The sequence below is a fragment of the Stenotrophomonas sp. 57 genome, assembly GCF_030291075.1.
In the GTDB taxonomy this organism is placed as follows: Bacteria; Pseudomonadota; Gammaproteobacteria; order Xanthomonadales; family Xanthomonadaceae; genus Stenotrophomonas.
Genome location: NZ_CP127407.1, coordinates 1,850,355 through 1,869,033, shown reverse-complemented (window position 1 = coordinate 1,869,033; position 18,679 = coordinate 1,850,355). Strand labels below are relative to the sequence as shown.

Here is an 18,679-nt window from a genome sequence, read left to right as displayed (position 1 = left end):
CGCCTCTTCCAAGAACCCCATCAAGAAATCGACTGAGTACCAGATCAGCTAGCCCGTCTAGGTGAGTCGTAGTTTCTATCCGTTCGGTGAGGTGTCGCCAGGAACTGGTAGAGTGCCGGGTCATGATTGTGCCCCTGAGAAGGGTCAACTCATTGAGTAGTGCATATTCGATGCGTTATCAATGCATGTGTACAAACTCCACCTCACGAACGATGAGACCATTGGGAGAACAGCTGCCCCACTACCTGCCATTTGCCTGATGGATAGCGGACACCTTAAACAACAAGGGCGCCTCTCGGCGCCCTCGTTCTTTCAACTCATTCCCACTCAATAGTCGCCGGCGGCTTCCCCGAGATGTCATAGACAACCCGCGAAACCCCCCGCAACTCATTGATGATCCGGTTGCTCACCGTCCCCAGGAAGTCATACGGCAGATGCGCCCAATGCGCCGTCATGAAGTCGATCGTCTCCACAGCCCGCAGCGCAATCACCCACTCATAAGCCCGCGCGTCACCCACCACGCCCACCGACTTCACCGGCAGGAACACGGCAAACGCCTGGCTGGTCTTGTCGTACAGGTCGGCCTTGCGCAGCTCGTCGATGAAGATGGCATCGGCCTTGGCCAGCAGTTCGGCGTATTCGCGCTTCACTTCGCCCAGGATACGCACGCCCAGGCCCGGGCCCGGGAACGGATGGCGATAGACCATGGTGCGCGGCAGGCCCAGCTCGACGCCCAGGCGGCGCACTTCGTCCTTGAACAGCTCGCGCAGCGGCTCCACCAGGCCCAGCTTCATGTGCTCCGGCAGGCCGCCCACGTTGTGGTGGCTCTTGATCACATGCGCCTTGCCGGTCTTGCTGCCGGCCGACTCGATCACGTCCGGGTAGATGGTGCCCTGCGCCAGCCACTTGGCGTTCTTCAGCTTGTTCGACTCTTCGTCGAAGATCTCAACGAACAGGTTGCCGATGATCTTGCGCTTGGCTTCCGGGTCGCTCACGCCTTCCAGCGCGGCGAAGTAACGGTCGGCGGCGTTCACACGAACGACCTTTACGCCCATGTGCTCGGCGAACATCGCCATCACCTGGTCGCCTTCCTGCCAGCGCAGCAGGCCGGTATCCACGAACACGCAGGTCAGCTTCTCGCCGATGGCCTTGTGCAGCAGCGCAGCCACCACGGACGAATCGACGCCGCCGGACAGGCCCAGGATCACTTCGTCATCGCCCACCTGCTCGCGAACGCGGGCGATCTGGTCGTCGATGATGTTGGCGGCGGTCCACAGGGTCTGGCAGCCGCACACGTCCACCACGAAGCGGCGCAGCAGCGCCTGGCCCTGCAGGGTGTGGGTCACTTCCGGGTGGAACTGCACGCCGTACCAGCGCTTCTCTTCGTTGGCCATGGCGGCCACCGGAATGCGGTCGGTGGTGGCAGTGATGGTGAAGCCCGGCGGCGCAACGGAGACGTGGTCGCCGTGGCTCATCCAGACATTCAGCTTCGGCTCGCCGCCGTGGTCGCTCAGGCCCTTGAACAGTGCATCGGGGTTGATGACGTTCACTTCGGCGTGGCCGAACTCGCGCTGGTCAGCGGCTTCGGTAGCGCCACCCAGCTGCGCGGCCAGGGTCTGCATGCCGTAGCAGATGCCGAAGATCGGCAGGCCGCTGTCGAACACTTCCTGCGGCGCGGCCGGCGCACCCGGCAGCGTGGTCGATTCCGGACCACCGGACAGGATGATGCCCTTGGCGCCAAACGCCGCGATCTCGGCCGGGTTGTGGTCCCACGCCCAGATTTCGCAGTAGACGCCCAGCTCGCGGATGCGGCGGGCGATCAGCTGCGTGTACTGCGCGCCGAAATCGAGGATGAGGATCTTGTCGTTATGGATGTTGGTCATGGTGCCGTTCCAGTGGTGTTTTTCGCAGCGCCCGGCGCTTCAAGGCTCTGCGTCAGCGTGGCGATGAACGCCTCGCGTTGTTGAATATGTGAGGGGTCTTCCTCGTCCCAGCGCAGCATCAGCAGGCCGTGCGGTGCGTTGGGGTTGGCGCGGTCGGCGCGCGGCAGCTCGGCGATTTCCTGCACTTCGGTGCCGGGCACGATGCGCCGTTGCAGCGCCGCCATCGAGACGCCCGCATCCGCAGCGCCCCAGGACGCCCAGCGCACGCTCATCCGTGCGGGCTCCAGCGCGCCCAGTACCGGCGTCAGCACCGGATCATCCGGCCCGTGCAGCAGCTCGGTAATGCATTGCAGGGTGACCTGCAGCGGGCGCTCGCCGGTACCTTTAAGCAGCCAGCGCTGCTCGCCAGCGGCCTGCACCTGCCAGCCCTTCGGCAGCGAGAACGCGTTCTGGCAGGCCTGTACGTCCTGCAATTGCGAAACCGCCGCGCCCGGAGACCCGGAGCGCGGCGGCGGTTCGGACAACGAACAGCCTGCCATCAGCAGGCTGCCCGTAATCGCAAGAGCAGTTCGCAAGCGCATCAGGCGCGGTAGTTCGGCGGCTCTTTGGTGATGGTCACGTCGTGGACGTGGCTCTCACGCTGGCCGGCGCCGCTGATCTTCACGAACTTGGGCTTGCTGCGCATGTCTTCGATGGTGGCGCAGCCCACGTAGCCCATGGTGGCACGCAGGCCGCCCATCAGCTGGTGGATGATGCCGCCCACCGGGCCGCGGTACGGCACGCGGCCTTCGATGCCTTCCGGCACCAGCTTGTCGGCGGTGGCGGCGTCCTGGAAGTAGCGGTCCTTCGACCCCTTCTCCATGGCAGCCAGCGAACCCATGCCGCGGTAGCTCTTGTACGAACGGCCCTGGTACAGCTCGGTCTCGCCCGGCGATTCCTCGGTACCGGCCAGCAGGCCGCCGACCATGATGGTCGAGGCACCGGCGGCCAGCGCCTTGCCGATGTCGCCCGAGTAACGAATGCCACCGTCGGCGATCAGCGGGATGCGGTCCTGCAGCGCTTCGGCCACCAGGTCGATGGCGGTGACCTGCGGCACGCCGACACCGGCGACAACGCGCGTGGTGCAGATCGAGCCCGGGCCGATGCCGACCTTCACGGCGTCCGCGCCGCTGTCCAGCAGCGCCAGTGCGGCTTCGCCGGTGCAGATGTTGCCACCGATGACCTGCACGTTCGGGAAGTTCTTCTTGACCCAGCTGACGCGGTCCAGCACGCCCTGCGAGTGGCCGTGCGCGGTATCGACCACGATCACGTCCACGCCGGCGGCAACCAGCGCTTCCACGCGGCGATCGGTATCGCCACCCACGCCGACGGCAGCGCCGACCAGCAGGCGGGTCGACAGGTCCTTGGCAGCGTTGGGGAAGTCGGTGTTCTTCTGGATGTCCTTGACGGTGATCAGGCCACGCAGTTCGAACGAATCGTTGACCACCAGCACCTTCTCGATGCGGTTGCGGTGCAGCAGCTGCAGCACTTCATCAGACGCGGCGCCTTCCTTGACCGTGATCAGGCGATCCTTCTTGGTCATGATGTGGCGGACCGGGTCGTCCAGCTCGGTCTCGAAGCGCATGTCGCGGTGGGTCACGATGCCGGCCAGCTGGCCGTCGCTGCCCACCACCGGCACGCCGGAGATGTTGTGTGCCTGGGTCAGGGCCAGCACGTCGCGGATGGTGGTTTCCGGGCCGACGGTGATCGGGTCGCGGATGACACCGGCCTCGAACTTCTTGACCTTGGCCACTTCCGCGGCCTGCTGTTCCAGGCTGAGATTCTTGTGGATGATGCCCATGCCGCCGAGCTGGGCCATGGCGATGGCCAGGCGGGCTTCGGTGACGGTGTCCATCGCGGCGGACAGGATCGGAAGCTTCAGCTTCAGGTCTCGGGTCAACCGCGTTTCGAGGTTGACGTCCTTGGGCAGGATGGTCGAGTGGGCGGGGACGAGCGAGACGTCGTCGTAAGTGAGTGCTTCAGCCTGGATGCGCAGCATCGGCATACCCGAGATGTGGGGAAGCGCGACATTTTACCCCTTTTGAGAGGCCAAGAACAGCATTTTTGGTAGCCAGAATTGGAACTTCGCGCGACACAGTGTCGCACCCGCTCACCTGTAGAGCCGAGCCCATGCTCGGCTGCTTTCCGCCAGACCGCGATGAGCCGAGCATAGGCTCGGCTCTACAGGAGGCCCGAGGCGCGGTGCCGCCCTTGGTAGGTGCCAACAGTAGGTCAGCTCAGCGCTTCCGCCGCCTCCAGGGTGTTCTGCATCAACGTGGCCACGGTCATCGGGCCCACGCCACCCGGCACCGGGGTGATCCAGCTCGCCCGCTGGGCGGCCGCCTCAAACCCAACGTCGCCCACCAGGCGGCCGTCGTCCAACCGGTTGATGCCGACGTCAATCACCACCGCGCCCGGCTTCACCCATTCGCCCGGCACGATGCCCGGGCGGCCCACCGCCACCACCAGGATGTCGGCGTTGCGCACGGCCTGTTCCAGCACGTCCTTGGGGGTGAACTTGTGGCAGCTTGTCACGGTGCAGCCGGCGATCAGCAGCTCCAGGCCCATCGGGCGGCCGACGTGGTTGCTCACGCCGACGATGGTGGCGTTGCGGCCACGCACCGGCTGGTCGGTGTGGCCCAGCAGCGTGGTGATGCCGCGCGGAGTGCACGGGCGCAGGCCGAACTCGCGCAGGGCCAGGTGGCCGACGTTTTCCGGGTGGAAGCCGTCCACGTCCTTGCGCGGGTCGATGCGCTGGATCAGCCGGCGCGCGTCGGGGATGCCCGGCAGCGGCAGCTGGATCAGGATGCCGTTGATCTTCGGATCGGCGTTGAGCTGGTCGATCAGGTCGAGCAGCTCGGCCTCGGTGGTGCCGGCCGGCAGGTCGTAGTCATGCGCTTCGATGCCGACCTTCTCGGCGGCGCGGCGCTTGTTGCGCACGTACACGGTCGAGGCCGGGTCGCCACCCACCAGCACCACGGCCAGGCCCGGACGGCTGCCGCCGGCGGCCACGCGGGCGTCGACGCGCACCTTCAGGCTGTCGAGCAGGTCCTCGGCGATACGGCGGCCATCGAGGATGCGGGCAGGATGCTGGGGGGCGGAATCGGTCATCGGGAGCGGGGGAACGGCGGCGGCGGGGACGCTATTGTCCCTGATTCAGGCCCCCTCGCCCACCGGCCTTACCAGAACGGGTCAATCCTCTTCCTCTTCCGGCACCTGGTCGGCATTCAACGTGCGCGCCTTGCGCTTTGGCGCGGTGAACGGGGTCGGCGTGGGCACGCCTGGCAGCGCGCTGCCAAACACCATATGCGCACCGGCGCGCAGGCTGCCACCGGCCATTTCCAGCTCGAAACGCTCGGCGTCGCGCTCGCGGATCTGCTCCGCGATCTCCTGCGCGTCATCTTCGTCCGCACCCAGTTCCATCAGCGCGGCCTGGCCGAACAGCAGCGCCGATTCAAACGTCTCGCGGATCTGGAAATCGACGCCGGCATGGATCAACCGCAGCGAGTGCTCGCGGTCGAACGAGCGCACCAGCAGCTTGGCCTGCGGGAACTCATGCGCCACCAGTTCAACGATGCGGTCGGCATCCTCGGCGTTGTTCACGCACACCGCGATGGCCCGCGCGGTAGCGGCGCCGGAAGCATGCAGCACGTCCAGGCGGGTGCCATCGCCGTAATAGATCTTGAAACCAAAACGCTCGGCGTTGTGGATCATCTCCACATCGTTGTCGATGATGGTCACGTCCACGTCGCGCGCCAGCAGCGACTGGCTGGCGACCTGGCCGAAGCGGCCGAAACCGATCATCAGCACGCTGCCGGAAAGGCCATCGGCCTCGTCCACGCCGTCCATGTTCACCGTCGGCTTCGGCGCGATGCGCTTGTAGACCAGCACCACCAGCGGGGTCAGCGCCATCGACAGCACCACCACGGCGGTGAAGTTGGCATTGATCTCCAGGTTGATCACGCCGGCCGAAGCCGCAGCAGAGAACAGTACGAAGGCGAACTCGCCGCCCTGCGCCATCAGGACACCGCGATCCAGCGCCTGTGCGTGATCACTGCCCATGATGCGCGCGACCACGTAGATGCACAGCGCCTTGGCCGCCATCAGCGCCAGCACCAGGCCCAGGATCAGCGGCCAGTTTCCCGCCACCACGCCCAGGTCCAGCGCCATGCCCACGCTGAGGAAGAACAGGCCGAGCAGGATGCCGCGGAACGGCTCGATGTCCGCTTCGATCTGGTGGCGGAAGGTCGACTCGCTCAGCAGCACGCCGGCCAGGAACGCGCCCATCGCCATCGACAGGCCGGACAGCTGCATCAGCAGCGCCGCGCCCAGCACCACCAGCAACGCGGCAGCAGTCATCACCTCGCGCGCCTTCGATTCGGCCAGCACGCGGAACAGGGGGTTGAGCAGGAAGCGGCCGACCAGCACCAGGCCGACGATGGCACCGACGCCAATCGCCACCGACAGCCAGCGCGAACCCTCGCCATCGGCACTGCCCGCGCTCGGCGCCATCCACGCCACCAGGGCCAGCAACGGCACGATCAACAGGTCTTCGAACAGCAGGATCGAAACGATCTTCTGCCCCGACGGCAGCGCGATATCACCGCGCTCGGCCAGCAACTGCATCACCACCGCGGTGGAGGTGAGCACGAAGCCAGTGGCGCCGATGAAGGCGACCTGCCACGGGAAGCCGAACAGTTTGGCGATGCTGGTCAGCACCAGCGCACAGGTGGCGATCTGCAGCGTGCCCAGCCCGAAGATTTCCTTGCGCAGGCTCCACAGGTGCGAAGGCCGCATTTCCAGGCCGATCACGAACAGGAACATCACCACGCCGAGCTCGGCGGTATGCAGGATCGCCTGCGGGTCGGAGAACCAGCCCAGCCCGAACGGTCCGATCGCCAGGCCAGCGGCGAAGTATCCCAGCACCGAGCCCAGGCCGGCCCGGCGGAACAGGGGCACCATCACCACCGCCGCGCCCAACAGGGCGACGACCTTGACCAGCTCGCTGGTCGCTGCTTCTACCGCCATGCGGTGTGTTCCCCAAGATCCAGAATCGGGGTCAACAATAGAGCAATGCCGATGACGGCAATAGCACGCATGTTGCGTCGGATTGTCTTGGCGATGGAACGATGCAGCGGGTGAGCCCCGGCATCATCCCGAAACCATGCACATGCTTCGGTGGGCGCCATTACCTGTAGAGCCGAGCCCATGCTCGGCTGCTTCTGGCCTCGGCACGAAGAGCAGCCGAGCGTGGGCTCGGCTCTACAGTAGATCTACGCCATGCGTGGATGGACGCCCAGCCGTCATGCCCCGGTAGATCCACGCCATGCGTGGATGAATCCCCGGTCGGATTCACCCGCCCCGGCAGAAGGCGGCGTAATCGATATACCCCGGGAACGGCACGCCCGGCGCGCACACCGGGCACTGCGGGTCGGGCCGGATGCCGGTCTCGCGGAAGCGCATGCCCAGCGCATCGAAGCGCAGCAGGCGGCCGACCAGCGGCTCGCCGATGCCGAGCAGCAGCTTCAGCACCTCGGTGGCCTGCAGCACCCCAGCCAGGCCGGGCAACACGCCGAGCACACCGGCCTCGGAACAGTTCGGCGCAAACTCCGGCGGCGGCGGTTCGGGGAACAGGCAGCGGTAGCACGGCGCCACGCCACGCTGGCGGCCAGCGTCAAACACGCTTACCTGGCCGTCAAAGCGCTCGATGGCGGCATACACCAGCGGCTTGGCGTGCTTGATGCAGGCATCGTTGAGCAGGTAGCGCAGCGGGAAGTTGTCCGAGCCGTCCAGCACCACGTCCACGCCGTACAGCAGCACATCCACGTTCTCGGATGTGACCCGCTCAGGCACGGCCTCGACCTCGATCGACGGGTTGAGTGCCAGCAACCGCTCGCGCGCCGAATCGACCTTGAGCTGGCCGACGCTGGCCTCGGTATGCACGATCTGCCGGTGCAGGTTGCTGCGCTCCACGCGGTCATGGTCGGCAAAACGCAGATGCCCTACCCCGGCTGCGGCCAGATAGAAGCCGGCCGGCGCACCCAGGCCGCCCGCGCCCAGCACCAGCACGCGTGATTGCTGCAACCGGCGCTGCCCGGCTTCGCCGACCTGCGGCAGCAGCAGGTGGCGTGAATAACGATCAAAGAAATCACGGTCGGCGGCGCTGGACAGCGGCTGCACCAACGGCAGCGACTGTTCGCGCCAGGCCACGGTGCCGCCGGTCACGGAAGCGACATTTGTGTAGCCTGCCTCCAGCAGGAACTGCGCGGCATCGGCCGAGCGCTTGCCGCTCTGGCAGATCAACAGGATGTGCTGGTCCTGCCGTGGCAGATGCGCGGCCGGGTCGGCCTGCAGCTCGGCCTTGGCCACGCCACGCGCGCCTTCGGCCATGCCGCCGGCCCGTTCGTGCGCCTCGCGCACATCGATCAGCACGGCGCCGTGGGCGAGGCGTTCATGCGCCTGCTGCGGGGAAAGCTCGGGAATGCTCATGCGCCCATTGTAGAGCCCGAGCCCCTGCTGAGCCGAGCGTAGGCTCGGCTCTACCCGGGTAGCGTCCGGCCCGATTGTAGAGCCGAGCCCACGGTCGGCTGCCTTTCTGCCGACCTCCGAGGAACCGAGCATGGGCTCGGCGCTACACGAAAAAGGCGGCCCTGCGGCCGCCTTCTCGTGAATCACTTGCCCTTGACGTGCTTCATCAAGCGCCGCTTGGCCTTGACCTGCCGCTCGGTGAGGACGTTCTTCTTGCCCTCGTACGGGTTGGTACCCTCGCGGAAGATGAAGCTCACCGGCGTGCCGATCAGCTTGAAACGCTTGCGGAAGAAGTTCTCCAGGTAGCGCTTGTACGACTCCTGCAGTTCCTTCAGGCGCGTGCCGTGCACGATGAAGGTCGGCGGGTTGGCGCCGGCCGGGTGCACGTAGCGCAGCTTGGAGACGTGGCCGCGGATGGTCGGCGGCGGGTTGGTCTCGTAGGCCACTTCCAGCGCCTTGTTCACTTCGCTGGTGGTGAAGGTCTTGTTCGCCGATTCGTGCGCGCGGTGCACCGCACGGAACAGCTCGCGCAGGCCCGAGCCGTGCTTGGCCGAGATGCGCACCGATTCGGCCCACGGCACGAAGCCCAGCTTCAGCGACAGCATGGTTTCAGCCTGCTCGCGCTGGTACTCGGTCAGGCCATCCCACTTGTTGATGGCGATCACCAGCGCACGGCCGGCGTCGAGCACCGCACCGAGCACAGTGGCGTCCTGGTCGGTCACGCCTTCGGTGGCATCCAGCATCAGCACGGCCACCTGGCACTGCTCGATCGACTGCATGGTCTTGACCACCGAGAATTTCTCGACGACCTCGTCCACGCGCGAACGGCGGCGCAGGCCGGCGGTGTCGATCAGGCGGTATTCGCGACCGTCGCGCTCGAGGTCCACTGCAATCGAGTCGCGGGTGGTGCCCGGCACGTCGGAGGCGATCATGCGCTCCTCGCCGAGGATGCGGTTGACCAGAGTCGACTTGCCCACGTTCGGGCGGCCGACGAAGGCAATGCGGATCCGGTTCGGATCGTTGTCCAGTTCTTCGCCGCTGCCTTCTTCCGGCAGGCGCTGGATCACTTCGTCCAGCAGATCGTCCAGGCCCTGGCGATGCGCGGCCGAGACGGTCAGCATTTCGCCGAAGCCGTAACGGGCGAACTCGGACCGCACGCTGTCCTCGTCGGTGCCGTCGATCTTGTTGATCAGCAGCAGCGTCGGGCGCGACAACTTGCGCAGCCAGGCCAGGATCTCGTCGTCCAGCGCCGAGGTGCCCTCGCGGGCGTCGACGACGAACAGGATCAGATCGGCTTCGGCCGCGGCAGCACGCGCCTGGCGCGTGGTGGCGCCCGCCAGGCCTTCGTCCTCGCCGGCGATACCGCCGGTATCCACGACGAGGAAATGGTTGTCCTCGTCGAGGCGGCAGACGCCGTAGTTGCGGTCACGGGTAACGCCGGGCTGGTCATGGACCAGCGCGTCGCGGGTGCGCGTAAGCGCATTGAAAATAGTCGACTTGCCGACATTCGGCCGTCCAACCAGGGCGACCAAAGGCAGCATCGCGATTACTCCAATTTTTAATTTGCCAACCGGAAGGCGGTCAGCTTGCCATCCACGTTCTGCACCAGCAGCACCCCGTCGACGACGACCGGCTGGGCCAGGAGAGCGTCACCGCCGCTCTTCGCCCGTGCCGCCATCGCACCATCGGAGGTCTTCAACCAGTGCACGTATCCCTTGTAGTCGCCAACGACCACGTAATCACCGTGCAGCGCCGGACCGGTCAGCGAACGACGCGCCAGCTCGGTCTGCGACCACATGGCAGCGCCGGTCGCCTTGTCCAGGCCGAACACGCCACCCTTGTTGTCGGTGACGAACACATTGCCCGACGACACCGCCACGCCACCTGCACCGCCATGGTCACGCGCCCACAGCGGGCGACCGGTCGGGCCCTCGATGGCCATGGTCTGGTTCTTGAAGCTGCTCACGAAGAGGGTGTTGCCGTCCAGCACGGGGGCGCCGTCCACGTCGGCCATGCGCTCCAGCTCGGTACGGCCTTCGCCGTTGCCGATGTTCTGCTCCCACAGGGTGCGGCCATCCTGCATGGCGAGCGCGGCAACCGCGCCTTCGTCCTTGCCGATGAACAGCACGCCCGGGCCGGTCACCACCGGCGCGTTGCCGCGCACGGTCAGCGCCGGCAGCTCGCTCGGGTTGAACCACTTCTGGGTGCCGTTGCCGGCATCGAAAGCGGTCACGCGGCCGTCGTTGCTGCGCACGAACACCAGGCCCTGGGCCACGGCCGGCGCGGCAATCACTTCACCCGGAACACGGGCGCGCCACTTTTCGCTGCCGTCGTTGATGTCCAGGGCAATGACCTGGCCATCGAGCGTGCCGATCACGACCAGGTTCTCACCCACACCCGGGCCACCGGACAGGCGCAGCTTCGGCTTCTTCTTTTCCTTGGTCGGTTCCCAGGTCCAGACCTTCTTGCCGGTCTGCAGGTCGATGGCGTGCACGCCACCGGTGATCGCCGCAGCGAACACATGGCCATTGGCAACGGCCGGGCCCTGGCGCACGCCGATGCGGCGCTCGCCCTTGCCGAGGTTGACCGACCAGGCCTTGTTGACCTTGACGCTCGGCTCGAACTTGACCAGCTCAGCCGGCTCCTGGGCCTTCTTCGCTGCTGCGTCCTTGCCGGCGAACCAGCCCTTCATGGTGCTGCAGCCGGTCAGGGCCATGCCCATCAGGAGCACGGTGGCGACGCGGGTGATCATGACCTTCTGACTCATCAAACCGACTCCGCAGGGGCGGCGACCGTGCCGCCGGCATCCATAACCTTGGTTTCCAGCAGGCGCCGCTGCGGCGCTGCCACGTCCAGCGACTTCAGCGCCTTCTCGTACTGTTCACGGGCACCATCGCGCTTGCCCTGCGCCATCAGCGCGTCGCCATGGATTTCCAGGCTGCTGCTGTCGGTGGCGCTGCCCAGCAGCTTGATGGCTTCGTCGCTCTTGCCGGTGGCCACCAGCAGGCGGGCCACACGCTGGTCGACCACGCGCTGCAGGTCGCCTTCGACCTTCACGCCGCGCAGGGTGGCCAGCGCTTCTTCATTCTTGCCGGCGTCGACCTGGGCCTTGGCCAGCTGCAGCGCCGCGAGGTCGCCGTAGATGCTGGACGGACCGGCTTCGAGCGCCTTCACTGCCTTGGCAGCGTCGTCGAGCTTGTTCTGCTGCAGGCCGACCAGGGCCTTCTGGTACTCGGCGTTGGCCGAGGCCAGCTTGCCGCCCTGATCCTTCTGGTACCACTGCCAGCCGGCAATGGCACCGATGGCGATGACCACGCCACCGAGGATGCTGGCGCCATTCTTCCGCAGCCAGCTGCGGACGCGTTCACTTTGTTCGTGCTCGTCGAGCAGATCGTCGATCGCCATGCGTACTCTCGCCCCGCCCATCGGGAGGGACCATTGGGTTTAATCGAAGGTGGTGAAACCGCGCCTCAGTGCGAAACCGGGACTACGGAGCCTTCAGAGGATACCTGAAAGCGTGCCACGTTGGCTCGCTGGTAGGGGGTCAGATCGACGATAGCGCCGTTCTGCTGAACCTGGACCGCCGAAGCGTTGCCCAGGGTCACCCGGGTCACCTGGCCCGGGGTGAAGCTGCGGCTCTCGCCGGACTTGATCAGCGCCTTTTCGACGGTGGCGCCGTCCGGACCACCGATATCGACCCAGCTGTCGCCGCTGAACTGCATCTCCAGCGTATTGCCGACAGCGGCCGGGGCGGCCGGGGCCGAACGCGGCACCGGGGCCAGCGAGGCCACGTACGGGGTCGCTGCCGGCTTGCTGGCCGGGGCACTCGCGACTTCAGCCGGTGCCGAGGGCTCGACACCCGCAGCCGACGGGGTTACCGGCACGGCAGCCGGGATGGCGTCCAGTGAGGCGGTATTCGGCGACGGGGTGGCGCTGCCATCGAAATGGCCGCGGGTGGCGAACCACACCGGCACGGCCAGCACCGCGGTGATGCCGACATACAGCATGCGACGGCCGAGGTTCTCGGCAATGCGGCGTGCACGCGGGGTATGGGTATGGCTGACCAGCGTGGGCGGCACTACGGGCCCGACCTGGGCCTGTTCCAGCAGCTGGCTGATATCCACGCCCAGCAGGCGCGCGTAGCTGCGCAGCTGGCCGCGCACGAACACCGGCGCCCCCAGCTTCTGCCACTGTTCCTCTTCCAGCGACTTGACCACCTGGACCGGCATGCGCAGGCGCGAGCCGACATCCTCAAGGGTCAGTCCGGCCGCTTCACGGGCCTGGCGCAGGCGGGTGCCGCAGCCGGCCGCAGTCTCGAGAGCGCTCACAGTCTGGTCATCAATCACAATGCATCAACCCTGGAGTTAGGAGCCCGCTTCCTGCGGAAATTCCTGTCGAATCCGCTGGAGATAGCGGTCAGATGCCGCCCTATCCCCAAGCCGCGCTTCGATTTGAGACGCAAGTTGTAACACGGAACGCGTTGCGGGTGCAGCCGCAATCCTACGTTCGGCGAAGGCCCGGGCCTCCATGTAGCGGCCCTGGCGGAAGCTGAGCTGGGCCATGGCCTCCAATGCGACCGGGTTGCCGGGCAGGGTCGCCAGCGCCGCGCGCAGGTCGCGCTCGGCACGCTCGAACTGCCCTGCATCCAGCGCACAGCCGCCGGCGTTGGCCTGTGCTTCGGCCGCAGCGGCGTTGCCCGGCGCCCTCTGGGCACGATCGAACCAGATCAGCGATTCGGCCGCCTGGCCCTGCTGGCAAAGCCAGGCACCATAGTTGTTGAGCACGTCGCCGCGTTGCGGCGCCAGTTCCGCGGCCTTGCGGAAGTTCTCGCCAGCCTGCTGGCTGCGACCGCGACGCTCGTCGATGCCGGCAAGCAGCACCAGAGCGTCGGGGGACGCGGGCATCAGCTTCTGGGCTTCGCGCGCCTTGCGCTCGGCAGCATCGAGATTACCGGCCTGGATGTCGCGGCCAGCCAGGGACAGCAACTCCTGCCAGCGCACCTGCTGCCGTACCCCGTCCGGGTCACGGACGGAGTAGACCGGCGCCTCACTGGGGCCCAGCTTGGCTTTTGGATGGGATTTGCAGCCGCCGACCGCAAGAGCCAGCGTGCCTGCGAGCAGAACCAGCCAGAGGCGGTCAGGCCGCGGCATCGCTCCCCTTCCCCGCCTGCAGCGTCTTGTTGAATTCGGCCTGGCGGCGGGTACGGTCCATCACCTGGCCCTTGAGCTGGCCACAGGCGGCGTCAATGTCGTCGCCACGGGTGCGGCGGACCATGGTCAGCACGTTGCTGTCGAGCAGGATCTTCTGGAAAGCGCGGATTTGCGCCTCGTCGGAGCGCTCGTAGCGGGTGCCCGGGAACGGGTTGAAGGGGATCAGGTTGACCTTGCCCGAGTCCCTGGCCTGCACCGCGTTGTCGAACTGGTGCATCAGGCGGGCCAGTTCGCGGGCATGCTCGGGCTTGTCGTTGATGCCCTTCATCAGGGTGTACTCGAAGGTGACCGATTCGCGGCGCTTGTTGGCGCGCAGGTAACGGGCACACGAGGCCATCAGCTCGGCGATCGGGTACTTCTTGTTCAACGGCACCAGCGTTTCGCGCAGTGCGTCATTCGGCGCATGCAGGGAAACGGCCAGCGACACGTCGCTTTCGGCGGACAGGCGGTCGATCTGCGGCACCAGGCCGGAGGTCGACAGGGTCACGCGCTTGTTGGCCAGGCCGTAGCCCAGATCGTCACGCATCACGCTCATGGCGCGCACGACGTTGTCGAAATTCATCAGCGGCTCGCCCATGCCCATCATCACCACGTTGGTGAGACGGCGCATCTGGTGCGGCACGTTACCCAGGTGGCGCGCGGCAACCCACACCTGGCCGATGATCTCGGCGGTGGTCAGGTTGCGGTTGAAGCCCTGGGTGGCGGTGGAGCAGAACGTGCAGTTCAGGCCGCAACCGACCTGCGAGGACACGCACAGCGTGCCGCGGGTCTTGTCCGGGATGTACACGGTCTCGATGGCGTTCTTGCCATCCACACCCATCGCCAGCAGCCACTTGTGGGTGCCGTCGGCGGAGGGCTTGTCGAACACGATGTTGGGGACAACGACCTCGGCATGGGCCTGCAGCTTGGCGCGCAGGACCTTGCCGAGATCGGTCATTTCATCGAAGTCGGTGACGTAGCGATGGTGGATCCACTTCATCACCTGATGGGCACGGAACTTCTTCTCGCCGAGCTTTTCGACGAAAAACTGTTCCAGGCCCGCGCGATCGAGGTCGAGCAGGTTCTGCTTGCCAGCCGTGGGTGCCGACTTCGGCAGCGGCTGGATGGCGGGGGACTGTACGACCTCGTTCACGGCATTACTCTCAGCGCGAAACGACTTCGGTGGCGGCGAAGAAGTAGGCGATTTCAATCGCGGCATTCTCGACCGAGTCCGAGCCGTGGGCGGCGTTGGCATCGATGGATTCGGCGAAGTCGGCGCGGATGGTACCGGCGGCGGCTTCCTTCGGGTTGGTGGCGCCCAGCAGGTCGCGGTGGGCCAGGACGGCGTTCTCGCCTTCCAGGGCCTGGATCATCACCGGGCCGGAGATCATGAACTCGACCAGCGCGTTGAAGAACGGACGCTCGCGGTGGACGGCGTAGAAGCCTTCGGCTTCACGGCGCGACAGCTGCTTGTACTTGGCGGCCACGACCTTCAGGCCGGCCTTCTCGAAGCGGGCGTAGATTTCGCCGATGACGTTCTTGGCAACGGCGTCCGGCTTGATGATCGAAAGGGTGCGCTCCAGCGCCATGGGATGTCTCCAATGGAATCGGGCCGCTGATGGCCCGAAGGGTAACATGAAAAAAACCCGCGTCGGGACGCGGGCTTAGCCTGATAAACGTAGGCGAATTGTAAAAGATAACGTGGCCGGGTGGTAGAGGGCCGTGCGGCCCCGTTGTAGAGGCGAGCCCATGCTCGGCTGGCCTTTGCGCCGAAGAGCAGCCGAGCGCGGGCTCGGCTCTACAGTTTCACGCCCACCCATTCACCCACCTGAGCGGATTCTGACCACCCTGCACAGTTTTGCTGCACTGCAAAATGCCATACGGTACCGTCTGGTTCTAGTATCAAACAATCGTTTGATTAAGGTCCGCCCACCGATGGCCAAGCCCGCCCACTTCTCGACCAAGGACCGGATCCTCGGTGCCGCCGAGGAGCTGTTCGCCCAGCACGGCTTCGCCGGCACCTCGCTGCGTCAGGTCACCAGCCAGGCCGACGTCAACATCGCGGCGGTCAACTACCACTTCGGCTCCAAGGAAAACCTGGTCAACGAGGTCTTCCGCCGCCGCATGGACGAGATGACCGGCGCCCGCCTGTCACAGCTCGAGCGCGCCCGCGCGGAGCATCCGGGCGAACTGCGCCCGGTGCTGGCCGCCTTCGTCGAGCCCGCTCTGGCGCTGGCCCAGGACCGCCAGAACGGCGGCGCCTTCGTGCGCGTGATCGCCCGCGCCTACGCCGAGAAGAACGACAACCTGCGCAAGTTCCTGTCCGACCACTACGGCCACGTGTTGCGTGCGTTCGGCAAGGCCATCGGCGAATGCGTGCCGGACCTGAGCAAGGAGGAGCTGTACTGGCGCCTCGACTTCCTGGCCGGCTCGCTGACCTATGCGATGGCCGACTTCGGGCTGATCAAGCGTCCCGCCGGTGTCACCGAAGCGGCGCATCGTGCCCATGCCGCCCACGAACTGATCCATTTCGCCGAAGCCGGGTTCCGCGCCGCCGCACGCGCCAGCGCCCTGCCCGCTTCCCTTTGATTCCACCCAGTAACTGCTGACCAACAAAGGCCCTACACCATGTCCAATTCCCTGCTAGTCCGCCGCGCCGCCGTGCTGGGTGCCGGCGTCATGGGTGCCCAGATCGCCGCTCACCTCACCAACGCGGGCGTCGACACCGTGCTGTTCGACCTGCCTGCCAAGGAAGGCCCGGCCGACGGCATCGTGCTGAAGGCGATCGCCAACCTGGGCAAGCTGAGCCCGGCACCGCTGGCCAGCAAGTCGCTGGCCGAAGCCATCACCCCGGCCAACTACGAGTCCGGCCTGGAGCAGCTGAAGGACTGCGACCTGATCATCGAGGCCATCGCCGAGCGCATGGACTGGAAGCAGGACCTGTACAAGAAGATCGCCCCGTTCGTGGCCGACCACGCGGTGCTGGCCTCCAACACCTCCGGCCTGGGCATCAACAAGCTCGCCGACGTGCTGCCGGAGCAGCTGCGCCACCGCTTCTGCGGCGTGCACTTCTTCAACCCGCCGCGCTACATGCACCTGGCCGAGCTGATCCCGGCCACCACCACCGATGCCGCCGTGCTGGAAGGCCTGGAAGCCTTCCTGGTCACTACCCTGGGCAAGGGCGTGGTGTACGCCAAGGACACCCCGAACTTCATCGGCAACCGCATCGGTGTGTTCTCGATCCTGTCCACCATCCACCACACCCAGGAATTCGGCCTGGGCTTCGATGAAGTGGACGGCCTGACCGGCCCGCTGGTCGGCCGCCCGAAGTCGGCCACCTACCGCACCTCCGACGTGGTCGGCCTGGACACCATGGCCCACGTCATCAAGACCATGGGTGACACCCTGCCGAATGATCCGTGGCATGAATTCTTCAAGTCGCCGAAGTGGCTGGACGCGCTGATTTCCAAGGGCGCGCTGGGCCAGAAGACCGGCGCCGGCATCTTCCGCAAGGTCGGCAAGGACATCGTTGTTCTCGACCTGGAAAAGCAGGACTACCGCCCAGCCGACCGCACCGCCGCACCGGAAGTGGTCGAAATCCTCAAGATCAAGAACCCGGCCGAGAAGTTCGCCAAGCTGCGCGAGAGCCAACACCCGCAGGCGCAGTTCCTGTGGGCGACCTTCCGCGACCTGTTCCACTACAGCGCCTACCACCTGGCTGATATCGCCGAAACCGCACGCGACGTCGATCTGGCCATCCGCTGGGGCTACGGCTGGTCGCTGGGCCCGTTCGAAACCTGGCAGGCGGCCGGCTGGAAGCAGGTTGCGCAGTGGATTGCCGATGACATCGTCGCCGGCAAGAGCATGAGCAACGCCCCGCTGCCGGACTGGGTGTTCGATGGCCGCGACGGCGTGCACGCCGCCGAGGGCAGCTACAGCCCGTCGCGCAACGCCAAGCTGCCGCGCTCGTCGCTGCCGGTGTACCAGCGCCAGCGTTTCCCGGATCCGCTGCTGGGCGAGAAGTTCGCGCCGGGCGAGACCGTGTTCGAGAACGACGGGCTGCGCATGTGGCACGACGGCGACGGCATCGCCGTGGTCAGCTTCAAGACCAAGATGAACACCGTGTCCGACCAGGTGCTCGATGGCCTGCAGGAATGCGTCAGCCGCGCCGAGAAGGACTTCCAGGGCCTGGTGATCTGGCAGCAGAAGGAACCCTTCTCTGCCGGTGCCGACCTGGCCGGTGCCCTTGGCCTGCTGCAGGCCGGCAAGGTCGACCAGTTCGAAGAGATGGTCGCCAACTTCCAGCGCACCAGCCAGCGCATCAAGTACTCGCTGGTGCCGGTGGTTGCGGCCGTGCGCGGCCTGGCCCTGGGTGGCGGCTGCGAATTCCAGATGCACAGCGCCAAGACCGTGGCCTTCCTGGAAAGCTACATCGGCCTGGTCGAGGCCGGCGTCGGCCTGCTGCCGGCCGGTGGTGGCCTGAAGGAACTGGCCGTGCGTGCCTCGCAGGCCGCAGGTCCGGGCGGCGATGTGTTCGCCGAACTGAAGAAGACCTTCGAGACCGTGGCGATGGCCAAGGTGTCCAACTCGGCGGTCAACGCCAAGGAACTGGGCCTGCTGCGCAGCACCGACAAGGTGGTGTTCAACAGCTACGAAGCGCTTTACATCGCCAAGGCCGAAGCACGCGCGCTGGCCGAAGCGGGCTATCGTCCGCCGCTGCCGGCACGCCGCATCCAGGTGGCCGGCGACGTGGGCATCGCCACCTTCAAGATGATGCTGGTAAACATGCTGGAAGGCCGTTTCATCAGCCCGTACGACTACGAGATCGCCGAGCGCATCGCCACCGTGCTGTGCGGCGGCAAGGTCGATCGCGGCACCCTGGTGGACGAAGAGTGGCTGCTGACGCTGGAGCGCAAGCACTTCGTCGAACTGGCCCAGCAGGAAAAGACCCAGGCCCGCATCGCGCACATGCTGAAGACCGGCAAGCCGCTGCGTAACTGATTGATGGCGGGTGCCGGCCGTTGGCCGGCACTCCTCCGC

Annotated in this window: 15 protein-coding genes; 2 read left to right on the top strand and 13 right to left on the bottom strand. The window is 66.2% G+C overall.

Features of this window, described 5'->3' with window-relative positions:
- Positions 1 to 317: 317 nt before the first annotated feature.
- The 13 genes from guaA to ndk all read right to left on the bottom strand — a co-directional run bounded on the left by guaA (position 318) and on the right by ndk (position 15,228).
- Positions 318 to 1,883 carry a glutamine-hydrolyzing GMP synthase gene (gene guaA, locus QP512_RS08665; protein WP_130768165.1) on the bottom strand — a complete coding sequence of 522 codons (1,566 nt, stop codon included), beginning with the start codon at positions 1,881 to 1,883 and terminating at the stop codon, positions 318 to 320.
- Positions 1,880 to 2,356, bottom strand: coding sequence for a hypothetical protein (locus tag QP512_RS08660; RefSeq protein ID WP_286071723.1), 477 nt, complete (start codon positions 2,354 to 2,356; stop codon positions 1,880 to 1,882). The genes guaA and QP512_RS08660 overlap by 4 nt, the downstream gene beginning before the upstream one ends.
- 107 nt (positions 2,357 to 2,463) lie before the next feature.
- Positions 2,464 to 3,921, bottom strand: a complete 1,458-nt coding sequence (gene guaB, locus QP512_RS08655; RefSeq protein WP_005416248.1) for an IMP dehydrogenase — start codon at positions 3,919 to 3,921, stop codon at positions 2,464 to 2,466.
- Between the two features lie 233 nt (positions 3,922 to 4,154).
- On the bottom strand, positions 4,155 to 5,033 hold the full coding sequence (gene folD, locus QP512_RS08650) for a bifunctional methylenetetrahydrofolate dehydrogenase/methenyltetrahydrofolate cyclohydrolase FolD (RefSeq protein WP_049402332.1): 879 nt from the start codon (positions 5,031 to 5,033) through the stop codon (positions 4,155 to 4,157).
- 81 nt (positions 5,034 to 5,114) lie between these two features.
- The gene (locus tag QP512_RS08645; protein WP_286071722.1) at positions 5,115 to 6,950 is read right to left on the bottom strand and encodes a monovalent cation:proton antiporter-2 (CPA2) family protein; all 1,836 of its coding nucleotides are present in this window, start codon (positions 6,948 to 6,950) and stop codon (positions 5,115 to 5,117) included.
- A 324-nt stretch (positions 6,951 to 7,274) separates the two neighbouring features.
- Complete coding sequence (gene moeB / locus QP512_RS08640; RefSeq protein WP_286071721.1) at positions 7,275 to 8,411, bottom strand: molybdopterin-synthase adenylyltransferase MoeB; 1,137 nt, start codon at positions 8,409 to 8,411, stop codon at positions 7,275 to 7,277.
- A gap of 182 nt (positions 8,412 to 8,593) precedes the next feature.
- Positions 8,594 to 9,991, bottom strand: coding sequence for a ribosome biogenesis GTPase Der (der, locus tag QP512_RS08635; RefSeq protein WP_012479950.1), 1,398 nt, complete (start codon positions 9,989 to 9,991; stop codon positions 8,594 to 8,596).
- Between the two features lie 17 nt (positions 9,992 to 10,008).
- On the bottom strand, positions 10,009 to 11,217 hold the full coding sequence (bamB, locus tag QP512_RS08630) for an outer membrane protein assembly factor BamB (protein WP_125432811.1): 1,209 nt from the start codon (positions 11,215 to 11,217) through the stop codon (positions 10,009 to 10,011).
- On the bottom strand, positions 11,217 to 11,855 hold the full coding sequence (locus tag QP512_RS08625) for a tetratricopeptide repeat protein (RefSeq protein ID WP_286071720.1): 639 nt from the start codon (positions 11,853 to 11,855) through the stop codon (positions 11,217 to 11,219). The genes bamB and QP512_RS08625 overlap by 1 nt, the downstream gene beginning before the upstream one ends.
- A gap of 65 nt (positions 11,856 to 11,920) precedes the next feature.
- A complete protein-coding gene (locus tag QP512_RS08620; RefSeq protein WP_286071719.1) occupies positions 11,921 to 12,796 on the bottom strand; it encodes a RodZ domain-containing protein in 876 nt (291 codons plus the stop codon).
- Between the two features lie 18 nt (positions 12,797 to 12,814).
- A complete protein-coding gene (locus tag QP512_RS08615) occupies positions 12,815 to 13,600 on the bottom strand; it encodes a tetratricopeptide repeat protein (RefSeq protein ID WP_286071718.1) in 786 nt (261 codons plus the stop codon).
- Positions 13,587 to 14,792, bottom strand: a complete 1,206-nt coding sequence (rlmN, locus tag QP512_RS08610) for a 23S rRNA (adenine(2503)-C(2))-methyltransferase RlmN (protein ID WP_286071717.1) — start codon at positions 14,790 to 14,792, stop codon at positions 13,587 to 13,589. The genes QP512_RS08615 and rlmN overlap by 14 nt, the downstream gene beginning before the upstream one ends.
- A 10-nt stretch (positions 14,793 to 14,802) precedes the next feature.
- Entirely contained in the window at positions 14,803 to 15,228 is a 426-nt protein-coding gene (gene ndk / locus QP512_RS08605) for a nucleoside-diphosphate kinase (protein WP_008265389.1), read from the bottom strand.
- A 346-nt stretch (positions 15,229 to 15,574) separates the two neighbouring features.
- Here ndk and QP512_RS08600 point away from each other — a divergent pair, with 346 nt between their 5' ends.
- Entirely contained in the window at positions 15,575 to 16,228 is a 654-nt protein-coding gene (locus QP512_RS08600; protein WP_005409294.1) for a TetR family transcriptional regulator, read from the top strand.
- Positions 16,229 to 16,267: 39 nt separating this feature from the next.
- Positions 16,268 to 18,640, top strand: coding sequence for a 3-hydroxyacyl-CoA dehydrogenase/enoyl-CoA hydratase family protein (locus QP512_RS08595; RefSeq protein ID WP_286071716.1), 2,373 nt, complete (start codon positions 16,268 to 16,270; stop codon positions 18,638 to 18,640).
- The last annotated feature ends 39 nt before the right edge of the window (positions 18,641 to 18,679 follow it).

Coding starts and splice junctions, on each gene's coding strand:
- bamB (WP_125432811.1), bottom strand. CDS start 11,217: ATGAGTCAGAAGGTCATGATCACCCGCGTCGCCACCGTGCTCCTGATG.
- QP512_RS08625 (WP_286071720.1), bottom strand. CDS start 11,855: ATGGCGATCGACGATCTGCTCGACGAGCACGAACAAAGTGAACGCGTC.
- guaA (WP_130768165.1), bottom strand. CDS start 1,883: ATGACCAACATCCATAACGACAAGATCCTCATCCTCGATTTCGGCGCG.
- folD (WP_049402332.1), bottom strand. CDS start 5,033: ATGACCGATTCCGCCCCCCAGCATCCTGCCCGCATCCTCGATGGCCGC.
- moeB (WP_286071721.1), bottom strand. CDS start 8,411: ATGAGCATTCCCGAGCTTTCCCCGCAGCAGGCGCATGAACGCCTCGCC.
- QP512_RS08595 (WP_286071716.1), top strand. CDS start 16,268: ATGTCCAATTCCCTGCTAGTCCGCCGCGCCGCCGTGCTGGGTGCCGGC.
- QP512_RS08645 (WP_286071722.1), bottom strand. CDS start 6,950: ATGGCGGTAGAAGCAGCGACCAGCGAGCTGGTCAAGGTCGTCGCCCTG.
- guaB (WP_005416248.1), bottom strand. CDS start 3,921: ATGCTGCGCATCCAGGCTGAAGCACTCACTTACGACGACGTCTCGCTC.
- QP512_RS08615 (WP_286071718.1), bottom strand. CDS start 13,600: ATGCCGCGGCCTGACCGCCTCTGGCTGGTTCTGCTCGCAGGCACGCTG.
- ndk (WP_008265389.1), bottom strand. CDS start 15,228: ATGGCGCTGGAGCGCACCCTTTCGATCATCAAGCCGGACGCCGTTGCC.
- der (WP_012479950.1), bottom strand. CDS start 9,991: ATGCTGCCTTTGGTCGCCCTGGTTGGACGGCCGAATGTCGGCAAGTCG.
- QP512_RS08600 (WP_005409294.1), top strand. CDS start 15,575: ATGGCCAAGCCCGCCCACTTCTCGACCAAGGACCGGATCCTCGGTGCC.